The sequence below is a fragment of the Desulfovibrio sp. 6_1_46AFAA genome, from assembly GCF_000224635.1.
Classification (GTDB): Bacteria; Desulfobacterota; Desulfovibrionia; order Desulfovibrionales; family Desulfovibrionaceae; genus Desulfovibrio; species Desulfovibrio fairfieldensis.
Map to the genome: position 1 here is coordinate 608,973 of NZ_JH114303.1, position 12,221 is coordinate 621,193.

The window sequence follows — 12,221 nt, forward strand, 5'->3', positions numbered from 1 at the left end:
GCGTTTTTTCCGGGGCGGACGCGGGCGGCACGGGGGGCGTGCCCGCGCTGCTCGCCGTCTTGCGCAACAGGGCCAGGTAAAATCCCTGGGCCCGCGATTTTTCGCCGTCCACCCGCAGCGTGCCCGCGCCGTCGGGGCGTTCTTCCCAGGCAAAGCCGGGAAACGGCGGCAGCATTTCGCGCACAAGGCCCAGCTCTTCTTCGGCGAAACAGACCTGGGCCTCGTTTTCCGCCTCGTTGGTGGTGCAGGTGGAGTAGACCAGCCGTCCGCCCGGCGCGAGCAGGGATGCGGCGTGCCGCAGCAGACGTCGTTGCAGGCCGATGAGGCTGTTCAGTTTGTCTCCCTGCCAGAGCTTGAGCACGCGGGGATGTTTTTCCGCCGTGCCCCAGCCGGAGCAGGGCGGGTCCAGCTGGATGGCGTTCCAGGAAGCCGGGACCAGGGGCAGGTTTTCGCCGCCGTAGGAGCAGGTGGCGGCCTGGAGCAGATTGCACTGGTGCAGATTGGCCCGCAGGGTGCCCAGGCGGGCGGGCGCGGGCTCGTTGGCCAGCACAAAGCCCGTGGGGCCGGTCAACTGGGCCAGAAAGCCGCTTTTGCTGCCCGGGCTGGCGCAGACGTCCAGCACGGCTTCCCCCGTCCGGGGGGCCAGCGCCAGGGGCGGCAGCATGGAGGAGCGGTCCTGGATGTAGATATACCCGAAAAAGGCCGCCAGGGAACCGCCCAGAGGCCGGGGCTCGCGGCAGAGGCGGCGGCAGAGCGGGGAAAAGGGCTCGGGTTCGAATTCGTAGCCTTGGGCGCGCAGCAGGGCTTCCACCAGGGGGATGTGCCGGGTTTCGCAGACCAGACGGAAGGAGCGGGAGTGCTGTTTGGGCATGACGCGCCCAGTATAGGGCAGATCAGGGGCAAAGTCAGCCGGATTCAGGCCCCCGCTTGCGGAGGCCGTTCAGAGCAATCGAATGAAGAGAACGGGAAAGGAAATGCTTTTGCCTCAGCCTTCCTGTAACTTTGCGGTTATGCTACAGAATCCGTCTTTTCCGCGCGGGCGGCGTTACCGATGCTTTTTTGATGCTCACATACGCAAGCATGTTCCGCTCAAAAAAGCATCGCTGCCTTGCCCGCACGAAAAAATCGCCAATTTTGCAAAATTCCCGCAAACCAGTCCCCCGCTCACTTGCCGACTGTGTCGGCTGCGTTCGCGGGTCTAAGGAAGAAGGCGCACGTATGGAATCAAATGCATATCCAGAGAGGAAGCATTCTTTCGATTGCCTTGGGAGGCCGCCGCTTTCATATTGCGCGGCGGGCCAAGTCTGCGTATACTGCGACGATATGACGGGGCTGGAGCTTTGCCGCGCCTCCGAAAAAGACTCCAAGGAGTACGGGATGAAATTTGCCATGCGATTGTCCTTGACGGCCTGCCTGCTGACGCTCGCTCTGGGCCTGGCCCAGGCCGCCCAGGCCGCGCCGAAGAGCTTTGTGCTGCTGCCCTTTACGGTCAATGCGCCGCAGAGCTATGCCTACCTGTCCAAGGCCGTGCCGGCCACAATGCAGGCGCGGCTCAACCGCCCCGGCGTGCTGGAAGGGCGCAGCGCGCAGACCAAGGCCGCTTCCGCCGCCGAGGCCCGCAAGGCCCTGAGCGCCGCGGGCGCGGATTACGCGGTCTGGGGCTCGGTGAGCGTCATGGGCAATGAGTGCACCATTGACGTCCACAGCGTGGACAAGGCGGGCAAGGCCTGGAGCAAAACAGCGCAGGGGCCGTTGAGCGGCCTCACCGCCACAGTACAGCAACTGAGCTCCGCCATGGGCAGCGAGGCCTTCGGCGTGTCCGTGGCGGGTCGGCCCGGCTATGTGGCTCCGTCCGGCAAGGGCGAGCCGGTCAATCAGATGAATTCGGACATCGTGGTCAATGAGACGGGCCAGCAGCGGGTTTATCTGAACCCGCAGTTCCGCTACCAGGGGTCCGGGGCCAACGACGGCTCGCGCCTGCGCAGCCAGCGCATGAAGGACAATATGGTGGATATGGCCGTGGGCGATTTCAACGGCGACGGCAAAAACGAAATCGCGGTGCTCGGCGACCACAAGCTGACCATCTACATCTGGGAGCCCGACGGTCGGCTCAAGCAACTGGGCGAAACCGTCATTTCCCAGTCCAATCTCAATTTTTCCATGCGGGCCATCGACCTTAACCGCGACGGGGCCAAGGAACTGGTCATCGCCACCTTTGAGGAAGACAGCAACCGCCCCTACTCCTATTTCTATTCCTTCAAGGGCAACAAGCTGACCCAGTATGCCGACCGCATCCCCTACTTCGCCAGCGTGATCAAGACCCCGCCCCATTTCATGCCCACCCTGGTGGGCCAGGGCTGGGATTCGCTCAAGCTCTTCTCTCCCGGCGTGCACGTGATGGTCAAGAGCGGCAACAAGTTCTCCCTGGGCGCGCGCCTGGATCTGCCCGCCGGCGCCACGGTGTTCAACGTGGCCTGGCTGCCCGGCGGCAAGGACGGCAAGGGCGACCAGCTGGTCATGCTCACGGACGACGAGCGCATCAAGGTCTTCCAGGGCAACGGCAACACCCTGATCCACACCACCATGGAGCGCTTTTCCGGCTCCGCCACGGGCATGGACCACTACAAGGGCATGCCCGGCCTGGGCATCGACCGCAACTACCAGCTGCCCAGCAAATACTACGCGCCCATGCGCATGATCGCGGCGGACCTGGGCCGTACCGGCGAATACGTGCTGCTGCTGAACAAGCCCATTTCCACGGCTTCCCAGCTCTTTGACCGCTATCGCTTCTTCCCCCAGGGCGAAATCCACGCCCTGTACTGGGACGGCGTGGGCCTGGGCCTGAAGTGGAAGACCCGACGCATCCGGGGCTCCGTGGCTGAAATAGACCTGGCCGACGTGAACAACGACGGCATCCTGGATCTGGTGGTGGGCCTGAACACCTCGCCGGATCTGGGCATCGGCAGCCGTCAGAGCATGATCACCGCCTACCCGCTGGACGTGTCCCAGACCGACCCCAACGTGCCTGCGGATCTCAGCGACTTTGAAGTGAACCCCAACTAACGTGCGGCAATCCGGCCCCCTGCCCGCCGGGCGGGGGGCCGTTTTTTATCCCTTTATTCTCTCCATTATCAGCCAAAGGAGGCCAAGGTGCGCATCCTTGTGATCGGTTCCGGCGGGCGCGAGCATGCCCTGGTCTGGAAATTTCGCCAGAGCCCGAGGGTCAGTGAAATTTTTGTGGCTCCCGGTAACGGAGGCACCAGCGGCGCGGGCGCGATCAATGTGCCGGTGGCCGCCGACGATCTGGACGCACTGGTGGATCTGGCCCGCCGGGAAAAGATCGATCTGGTGGTGCCCGGCCCCGAACTGCCGCTGACCCTGGGCATTGTGGACCGCATGCGCGAGGCGGGCATCGCCTGTTTCGGTCCGGACGCCTATTGCGCGCGGCTCGAGGGCAGCAAGGCCTTTGCCAAGGAGATCATGGACCGGGCACAGGTGCCCACGGCCCGCTGCGCGGTGTTCAGCGATCCGGAAATCGCCAAAAACCATGTGGTCAAAGTGGGCGCGCCCCTGGTGATCAAGGCCGACGGCCTGGCCGCCGGCAAGGGCGTGGTGGTGGCCCGCGATTCGCAGGAAGCCCTGCAGGCTGTGAGCGACATCATGGAAGCCAGGGCCTTCGGCGCGTCGGGCGACCGCGTGGTGCTGGAGGAATGCCTGGTGGGCGAGGAAGCCTCCTTCCTCTGTTTCTGCGACGGCGAGCGGGCCGTGCCCCTGCCCTCCGCCCAGGACCACAAAGCCGCCTGGAACAATGACCAGGGCCCCAATACCGGCGGCATGGGGGCGTACAGTCCCGCGCCGGTACTGCCCGACGACCGGCTGGAGGAAATGGCCGATCTGACCATCCGGCCCATTCTCAGAGAGCTGGCCAAGGACGGCCATCCCTTTGTGGGCGTGCTCTACGCGGGCCTGATGCTCACCGCCGACGGGCCCAAGGTGCTGGAGTATAACGTCCGCTTCGGCGATCCCGAGTGCCAGCCCCTGCTGGCGCGACTGGAGGGCGATCTGGCCCAGGTCATGCTGGACTGCGTCAACGGCGGACTGGACCCGGCCAGCCTCGGTTACAGCTCGCAGACCGCTCTGGGCGTGGTGCTCACCGCCAAAGGCTACCCGCGCGCCTACCCCAAGGGCCTGGTCATCAAGGGCATTGAGGAGGCTGAGGCCCTGCCGGGCGTCAAGGTTTTCCACAGCGGCACGGCCGTCAAGGATCAGGTGCTGATTTCCAGCGGCGGGCGCGTGCTCTGCGTCACGGCTCTGGGCCACGATCTGCCCGCGGCCCAGAAGGCCGCCTATGCGGCCCTGGAAAAGATCCAGATGCCGGAGGGCTTTTACCGCACGGACATCGGCGACAAGGGAATCCGCCGCCTGGAAAGCGAAAAAGACCGCTGAGATTCAGGCCGCTTTCCCCGGTGGCGCAATGTCTGAAGCAAATAGGATGGTATCATGGCGCATGTTGTTATTTTGATGGGGTCCAAGTCCGACGAGGAAAAAGTCAGCCCCTGCGTGGACGTGCTGAAAAGCCTGGGCATTGACTATGTGTTTACCGTGAGTTCGGCCCACCGGACGCCGGAGCGCACCGAAGCCCTGGTACGCGACGAGGAAGCCAAAGGCGCGCGGGTCTTTATCTGCGCCGCGGGCATGGCCGCGCACCTGGCCGGGGCCGTGGCCGCGCGCACCAGCAGGCCGGTGATCGGCATCCCGGTGTCCGGCGGCAGCCTGGCCGGCATGGACGCGCTTTTCTCCACCGTGCAGATGCCTCCCGGCTTCCCGGTGGCTACGGTGGCCCTGGACAAGGCCGGGGCGCGCAACGCGGCCTGGCTGGCCGCCCAGATCCTGGCCGTGGCTGATCCCGCGCTGCATGGAAAAATCGAGGCGGCACGCGCGAAAATGCGCGCCGACGTGGAAAAGGCAGGGGAAGAGATCAGTAAAAAATACGCTTAGCCCGTCAGAGCTCCTCCGCAAAAGGCAATGCGTCTGCACCGCAAAAGGCCGCCGGAATTCCGGCGGCCTTTTGCGGTGGCGGCAACGGGCGTGTCTGGAACAGATTAGGGCAATTTCAAAGTGAAACCACTCTAGGCCGTGCCGTAATACGGGGGACGGCGCGTTTCCGATCCGGCGCTGACCCGGAAAATCTGGACCGTGTACTGGCCCTTGCTGCCGCACATGGGGCAGCCGTCCGTGACCAGCAGACAGGAGGCATCCAGTTCCAGAGGGTCGATGCCCGCCTGTTCCAGAATGCGGCTGGCCCGGCCCTGTTCCCACATGACGGGCGAGCCGCAGCGGCCGCATTCCACATAGAGGAGTTCGGGGTCGTAGCCCTTGAGGGCCAATGGTCCGGGCGCGGAAGTTGTGATGGCTGTGGTCGTATTGTGCATATTTTTCTCCCGGCAGGCGGCGCGCGCCGGGGGGCGCATGGCTTGGCGCAGTTTTTGCCTGCCTCTCTCAAAATAAGCACGACGCGCCGCAAGGCAAGGGCGCGGGCGCTTGCCTTGCGGGAGTGAGCCGACTACACTGGTTCCATGCCTGAAAAAATGCGTCATATCCGTTTATTACCGCCTGAGTTGCGCAATCAGATCGCGGCCGGTGAAGTGGTGGAACGCCCGGCCAGCGTGCTCAAAGAACTGGTGGAAAACAGTCTGGACGCCGGGGCCGCGCGTATCGACGTGCGCCTGGATAACGGCGGGCAGGCCCTGATCCGCGTGCAGGACGACGGCTGCGGCATTCCCGCCGATGAGCTGGAGCTTTCCGTCACGCGTCATGCCACCAGCAAGATCGCCAGCATGGATGACCTGGAGCGCATCCGCTCCTACGGCTTTCGGGGCGAGGCCCTGCCGAGCATCGCTTCGGTCTCGCGCTTCCGCATCGTATCCGCCTGGCAGGGGCCGGACAACCAAAGCGCGGCCCATTGCGTGGAAGTGGAGCACGGCCGCCTTCTGGCGTCAAGCCCGGCGGCGCTGCACAAGGGCACCATCGTGGAGGTGCGCGATCTTTTTTCCAATATACCCGCCCGCCTTAAATTTTTAAAGACCCCGGCCACGGAGTTCAAACGCGCCCAGGACTGGCTGGCGCGGCTGGCCCTGGCCCGGGCGGAAGTGGGCTTCAGTCTGCATTCCGGCGATCGCGAGGCTCTGCACTTTCTGCCCGGCCAGACCTTGCGCGACCGCCTGGCCCTGCTCTGGCCCCGCCTGATCGTGGAGGCTCTGCGTCCCTTTGAGGGGGAGCGCCACGGCATCCGCGTGCACGGCCTGGCGGCCCTGCCCACGGTGAGCCAGCCGCGCGGGGACCGCATCCTGCTCTTTGTCAACAACCGTTCGGTGTTGGACAAACGTCTGCTGGCAGCCGTGCGCGAGGCTTACAAAGGCCGTCTGACCAGCCGCGACTATCCGCAGGTGGCGCTTTTTGTGGATATGGACCCGTGCGAGGTGGACGTCAACGTGCATCCGGCCAAGTCCGAAGTGCGCTTCCGGGATGAATCGGCGGTCTTTTCCGCCTGCCTGCACGCGGTGCAAGGCGCCCTGGTCACGTCGTTCACGGCGGCTCTGGAGGGCGAAGCCCCGGACGCGGCTGCCCCGGACCTTTTTACGGAAGGACCGTCCAGTGGGCAGCCCGGCGGACTGTTTCCCGCGCGGGAGAATCCGGCCGGAACGGCATCGGCTTCTGAAGCGGCCGCGCCCCGGCCGCAGGGATTCTGGGGCCGTCTGGATGATCCGCCGCTGCTGGCCCGCCTGGAAACGTCTTCCGCCCCGGATGCTCCGGAGGAAGACTGGCGGGTGAGCGTGCCCCCTGGCCGGAGTGCGGCCCCGCGCATCTTCGCGCCCGTGGAGGAAGACGCCGCGCCCTACGGGCCGCCCGCTGAGCACTCTTTTCCGCCGGAGTGCGCGGGTGCGTCCGCCTCCATGCCGGACGCGGCCTGGTCCGGCCTTGTTCCGGAACCGGCTGTCGCGTCCGATGCCTCATTTGCTGCCGCGCCGGAGCCGCGGGAGCGCGAACCGTTGCGGGTGGGCCCGCTGTCCTATCTGGGACAGGTGGCCGATACCTATCTGATTTTGCGCGACGCCGAAGGAGCGCTGCTTTTGCTGGACCAGCACGCGGCCCATGAGCGGGTGCTTTACACGCGGCTGCGCCGGGGCGGTTTCGCGGGCACGGGCCAATGCCTGGCCCTGCCCTTGGAGCTGGGTCTGCATCCGGCGGAGCAGGAACGCTTTCAGCAGTTGCGCGAGCGTCTGGAAAGTCTGGGTTTCGCCCTGGAATGCGCGGACGGGACGCTGCTGGTGCGGGCCATGCCGCCCGTGCTCTCGCGCGCCGAGGCCCGCGATTTCCTGCGCGAGGCCCTGGCCGGGCGCAAGGACGATCTGGCGGGCATGTTCATTTCCATGTCCTGCAAAGGGGCCATCAAGGCCGGGCAGCGTCTGACGGACGATGAGGCCGCCGGTCTGCTGCGCCAGTGGCTGGCTGTGCCGGAGCGCGAATACTGCCCGCACGGCCGCCCCTGCGTGCTGCGCTGGGATGCCGCCGCCCTGGAAAAGTTTTTCAAGCGCCGCCAGTAGGGCATTTTAGAGCAGATCCGCTTTGAAGTGGCCCCGCCGTGGATTCAGGCTCTGGCGTCCGCTCATGCGGCCGCCAGGGCATTTCAACATTTTCAAAGTTGAAATGCTCTAAATGAATCAGTGCCCGGAATAGTCCAGCACGTTGTTCAGCGGCGCGGAACTGCTGCGGATCCGCCCTTGGTCGAACAGGTGGCGGGTGAGCCGCCAGTTTTCCAGATCCAGCACGTCCAACTTGCCCTGGTGTTCCGGCCGCAAATGCCGGGCCAGGGCCGCCAGCACATCGTCCACGGGAAAATAGACGCCCTCAAAGGAGACGCGGGCCATATCCCCTTCGCGGCACAGCACGGGCTCGTCCGCGTCGTCGGCCAGGGCGTCGGCGCAGGCCGCGTCCAGGTCGGCGTAAAATGCGTCCGAAATGGGATAGACATGGCCGTAGACCTTGAGCAGGGGCTCGCGCATCACGAGGCGGGTTCTCCTTCCGGTCGGTCCGGTTTATCCGAGTTCATCGGATTCCCCTGCGCGGGCTCGGGCGCCTGTTTTTCCGTGTTTTCCGGAATCTGTCCGGCGGGCGCGGCAAGAAAGGACGGCGGCAGGCTGGCAGGACCGGATTCCGGCGCGGCCGCTGCACGGGTCCGGCAATACTTCTGCGCGCGGGCCACAGCCAGGCCCTCGCAGTCACCCAGGGCGCAGGCCGCCGAAAAGTCAGCGCACATGCCCGGATAGTTGCGGCGCAGCATGCGCACCGCGCCGCGCGCCCGCAAGCGCCGGGCTTGCTCCGCGCCTTGGGGCGCGGAGGGGGTGCGGGTATGCAGAGCCGCGTTCAGATCGTCCTCGGCCAGGGCCAGCTGTTGCAGGCGCCAGTGGGCCAGTGCGCGGATATAGCGCGCCCGCCCACTGATCAGGTTCGAGCCGGGTGCCAGGCGCAGGGCCTCGGTACAGGATTCAATGCTTTGCTGGGGCAGGTTGCGCTGCAATTGGGCCTCGGCCAGCAGCAGCCGCACCGTGGGGCTGCGCGGGGCCTCTCTGGTCGCCCGTTCCAGCGTGCTCAGGGCTTCGGCCCCGGTCAGCCAGCCTTCGGGCGTGAGGTCCAGGGCGGCCTGGGCCAGCCAGAGGCCGTTCAGGCGCGCGCTCATGCGTTGCCAGTCGCGGGTCTGCCAGAAATCCCGTTCCACTTCCGGCGTTTTCACGCCGGGGGTTGCGGGCTGCAACGCCGCCGTACCGCCGGGCCAGTGACGGTCCATAATTTCCAGCGTGTCCCTGGTTTCGCTGATGAGCGTGTGGCGCAGGGCCAGCAGTTCGGGATTGCGCAGGGCCAGGATCAGTTCTGTTCCGGCCTGGGACCGGGGCGTCAGGCTGAGCGCCACGTGCAGGGGGGAATCTTCAGCGGTGTCAGGGGCCTTTGCGGCATTGGGAGCGTCGGCAAGGGGCGGCGCGGCGGCCCGGTATAATTGCGCGGCCAGAGCCAGGCGCTCCGCCGGAGCTACCGCGCCCATGCGGATTTCCCGCCGCTGGGGAAAGGCGATTACGGCCCGGTGCAGGGCCGCAAGCCAAGCCGAGGCCCGGGCGTGCGCCCAAGCCGCTTCGCGCGTCACCGGCGGGGTGACGGCGCGCATTTCCACCTCGGTAATCGGCCTCAACTCCAGCGCGGGTGCTTGTGCCGACGCGGAAGGCATATCCCCGGCATCCTCCGGAGTGGTGGGAACACGCCCGGATTCAGCCCGCGCGGGCCCGGCCCACGCCAGAAACAGCAGCAACGCAAGGCCCGCAAGCCCGAAACGCGGGACCGTCATGGCTGGTTATTTTTTGGCCTGGATGGTCTGGACAATCTTCTGGGCCATGGGCTTCACGAGATCCCGCAGCGTTTCCAGCATCAGGTTTTCCGCCGCCGCGCCCGAGGGCAGGCCGGTGCGGCTCTGGCTGGAAGAGAGAGACTCGCGCAGCAGGCGGCCCTGGCGGTTGGCCAGCACGTAATTGACCCGCAGACTGGTGGCGAGATCCGTGGCCGAGGTTTCGCGCAGCCAGGACTCGTCCACCTGGCCGGTGACCAGATAGTCGGGATTGCCGCTGCGGGCCTGACCCACGTTGAGAGCAAAGGTAACCTGCATGCCGTTGCGGGCCAGCTCGTCGGCCAGGGCGCGGCTGATCCACTGGGCCACGTCGTCGCTGGTCACAAAGGCGCTGTTGTCGCGGCGCATGCCCAGAGCGGACTGGTCCGTGCGTTTGTCGGCAAAGGTCACCACGCTGACGCGCGGGGCGTTGGGGGCGGGCAGCACGGAGGCGTCCAGCGGCGGTGGGGGAAGCAGGCGCACGTTGTTGCTCGGTCCGCAGGCCGAGAGCAGCAGGACTGCCAGCAGCGCCGACAGCAGGGCGGCGGGAAAGACACGGCGGGTATGTTTCATGACGGCCTCGCGGAGTTCGAAAAATGTTTCGAAATTTTTATAATATTTTTTAGATATATCCGGAAAACAGCCGTCTTGCAAGGCAATGCTCCCCATGCTACAGGGCTGCTGTCTGATTTCTCGCGCGCCGCGCGTGTTCCGCCGGACTCCCGGCCGGGACGCGGCCTGAAGACGCGGCGCTGGTGCCTCTCTCGGAAATTCATGCTAACAGGCTGACATGCGTGGGGAATTCTCGAATATGTCTGCCCTGCGGGAGCGATTATGATTGATCTCAAACTGGTGCAAAAGCAGCCGGAAGTGCTGGCCAAAGCCTTGGCCGACCGGCATTCGGAACTGGACGTCAATGAATTTTTGGGCCTGGACGCCCGCCGCCGGGCCCTGCTCGCGGAAGTGGAGGCCCTGAAGAGTCAGCGCAACACCGCCTCCGGCCAGGTGGCGGCCCTCAAGCGCGAGGGCAAGGACGCCGGTTCCCTGCTGGCCGAGCTGGGCGGCCTGTCGGACCGCATCAAGGAGCTGGACGGCCAGACCGCCCAGGCCAAGGCCGATGTGGAAGCCTGGCTCATGCGCGTGCCCAACATTCCGGACGCTTCCGTGCCCGCGGGCCGGGACGAGACGGAAAATGTGGAAGTGACCCGCTGGGGTACGCCGCGCCGATTCGACTTTCCGGTGCGGGAGCACGGCGATCTGGGCGTGGCCCTGGGCGGCCTGGATTTCGAGCGCGCCGCGCGCCTCACGGGCAGCCGCTTTGTGGTTTCCCTGAGCTGGGCCGCGCGCCTGGACCGGGCCTTGGTCAACTTTTTTCTGGACCGGCACACCCGGCATGAGGATTATATCGAAGTCTGCCCGCCCTATATGGTCAACCGCGCCACCATGACCGGCACGGGCCAGCTGCCCAAGTTCGAGGAAGATCTCTTCAAGCTGCGCGAGTGGGACTATTACTTGATTCCCACCGCCGAGGTGCCGCTGACCAATCTGCATGCCGGGGAAGTTCTGGACGAAGCCGACCTGCCGCGCGCCTATTGCGCGGCCACGCCCTGCTTCCGCTCCGAGGCGGGCAGCGCGGGCAAGGACACGCGCGGGATCATCCGCATGCACCAGTTCACCAAGGTGGAGATGGTCCGTTTCGCCCATCCGGACGACAGCTTCAACCAGTTGGAGCTGATGTGCGGCCATGCCCGGCATCTGCTGGAATTGTTGGAGCTGCCCTATCGGGTGATCACGCTCTGCACCGGCGACATGGGCTTCGGTTCGGCCAAGACCTATGACGTGGAAGTCTGGCTGCCCGCGCAGAACACCTATCGCGAGATTTCCTCCTGTTCCAACTGCGGGGACTTCCAGGCCCGGCGCGCGGACATCCGCTTCAAGCCCAAGGGCGGCAAGGCGGCCTTTGTTCACACGCTCAACGGCTCGGGCCTGCCCACGGGCCGCGCCATCGCCGCCATTCTGGAAAACGGCCAGCAGAGAGACGGCAGCGTGCGTCTGCCGAAAGCGCTTGTGCCGTACATGGATGGGGTGGAGGCCATAGAACCTTAGAGGGTGTCGCCATAAGTGTCTTTTCGGTTATCTGTGCGTTGAAATTCGCCTTTTATTCCGGCGCCAGCCATTCCTAAAGCAAGGCCCGCAGCCAACGCCTGCCGCAAAGACACAGCGCTAAAAGCGCTCTTTCTCCTTGATATAACACGGATTAGGGCGGACGGGCGGCGTGTATCTTTTCCAAACAGAGAGGGCTCCTTAACGGAGCCCTCTCTGTTTCCGACGCTCAGAAGACCTGTTTCAGTTTGACCACGGCCTTGCGGCGCAGCTTGTCCTTCTGGAGTTCCCCGAAGGCCTTGAAGTGCGCGCTGGCGTTGTGTTCGGCAATGGCCTCGGCTGAAGCCCAGGATTCAAGGATGAAAAAACGGCAGGGATTTTCCAGATCCTCTGTCAGGTCGTAGGCCAGATTGCCGGATTCGGCCCGGCTGGCTTCCACCATGGCTCGGAATGCGGGCAGCATGGCTTCCCGGTGCTCGGGCATGACCTCAAGTTCGGCCACAATGCGGATCTCGTTCATGGCTTTTCCTTCAGCGTTGCCGGTCGGCGTCATGCGCGCGGCCGAGGGAAAGCGCGGCGCGGCAGACGTGCCGCCGGGACATTTTGGAGGGCGGGGAATCGTTGGCTTTACGGGCGGCTGTTGCGCGGTTCAGGCTTCGACAACGGCGCGGTCCTCTCTCTCTCTCTC

10 protein-coding genes and 1 pseudogene are annotated in these 12,221 nt (G+C 65.3%); 5 read left to right on the forward strand and 6 right to left on the reverse strand.

The genetic code is table 11. The annotated features are described in order from the left end of the window. A pseudogene (locus HMPREF1022_RS12550) lies at positions 1–871 on the reverse strand (RsmB/NOP family class I SAM-dependent RNA methyltransferase); the annotation flags it as partial. A 506-nt stretch (positions 872–1,377) separates the two neighbouring features. On the opposite strand from HMPREF1022_RS12550, the gene HMPREF1022_RS12555 reads away from it, so the two are divergent. The 3 genes from HMPREF1022_RS12555 to purE all read left to right on the forward strand — a co-directional run bounded on the left by HMPREF1022_RS12555 (position 1,378) and on the right by purE (position 4,998). Next, positions 1,378–3,063, forward strand: a complete 1,686-nt coding sequence (locus HMPREF1022_RS12555; protein ID WP_009303398.1) for an FG-GAP repeat domain-containing protein — start codon at positions 1,378–1,380, stop codon at positions 3,061–3,063. A gap of 87 nt (positions 3,064–3,150) precedes the next feature. Further along, entirely contained in the window at positions 3,151–4,446 is a 1,296-nt protein-coding gene (purD, locus tag HMPREF1022_RS12560) for a phosphoribosylamine--glycine ligase (protein ID WP_008683035.1), read from the forward strand. Positions 4,447–4,500: 54 nt separating this feature from the next. Next, positions 4,501–4,998 carry a 5-(carboxyamino)imidazole ribonucleotide mutase gene (gene purE / locus HMPREF1022_RS12565; RefSeq protein ID WP_008683036.1) on the forward strand — a complete coding sequence of 166 codons (498 nt, stop codon included), beginning with the start codon at positions 4,501–4,503 and terminating at the stop codon, positions 4,996–4,998. 131 nt (positions 4,999–5,129) lie between these two features. Here the strand turns inward: purE and HMPREF1022_RS12570 are convergent, their stop codons facing one another. After that, positions 5,130–5,432, reverse strand: a complete 303-nt coding sequence (locus tag HMPREF1022_RS12570) for a hypothetical protein (protein ID WP_008683037.1) — start codon at positions 5,430–5,432, stop codon at positions 5,130–5,132. Positions 5,433–5,576: 144 nt separating this feature from the next. Between HMPREF1022_RS12570 and mutL the strand changes: the two genes are divergently transcribed. Further along, a complete protein-coding gene (mutL, locus tag HMPREF1022_RS12575; RefSeq protein ID WP_009303399.1) occupies positions 5,577–7,604 on the forward strand; it encodes a DNA mismatch repair endonuclease MutL in 2,028 nt (675 codons plus the stop codon). Positions 7,605–7,721: 117 nt separating this feature from the next. Here the strand turns inward: mutL and HMPREF1022_RS12580 are convergent, their stop codons facing one another. From HMPREF1022_RS12580 to HMPREF1022_RS12590, 3 genes are read right to left on the reverse strand one after another with little or no spacing between them, the layout of a single operon-like run. Beyond that, positions 7,722–8,063, reverse strand: a complete 342-nt coding sequence (locus HMPREF1022_RS12580; protein ID WP_035061532.1) for a hypothetical protein — start codon at positions 8,061–8,063, stop codon at positions 7,722–7,724. Then, positions 8,063–9,394, reverse strand: a complete 1,332-nt coding sequence (locus HMPREF1022_RS12585; RefSeq protein ID WP_232221607.1) for a translation initiation factor IF-2 — start codon at positions 9,392–9,394, stop codon at positions 8,063–8,065. The genes HMPREF1022_RS12580 and HMPREF1022_RS12585 overlap by 1 nt, the downstream gene beginning before the upstream one ends. 6 nt (positions 9,395–9,400) lie before the next feature. Further along, positions 9,401–10,003 (reverse strand): hypothetical protein, encoded by a 603-nt coding sequence (locus HMPREF1022_RS12590; protein ID WP_009303402.1) that lies wholly within the window; start codon positions 10,001–10,003, stop codon positions 9,401–9,403. Positions 10,004–10,264: 261 nt separating this feature from the next. On the opposite strand from HMPREF1022_RS12590, the gene serS reads away from it, so the two are divergent. Continuing rightward, positions 10,265–11,536, forward strand: coding sequence for a serine--tRNA ligase (gene serS / locus HMPREF1022_RS12595; RefSeq protein WP_009303403.1), 1,272 nt, complete (start codon positions 10,265–10,267; stop codon positions 11,534–11,536). 226 nt (positions 11,537–11,762) lie between these two features. On the opposite strand, the gene HMPREF1022_RS12600 is transcribed toward serS, so the two are convergent. Continuing rightward, positions 11,763–12,053 carry a putative quinol monooxygenase gene (locus HMPREF1022_RS12600; protein WP_008683043.1) on the reverse strand — a complete coding sequence of 97 codons (291 nt, stop codon included), beginning with the start codon at positions 12,051–12,053 and terminating at the stop codon, positions 11,763–11,765. Positions 12,054–12,221: the final 168 nt, after the last annotated feature.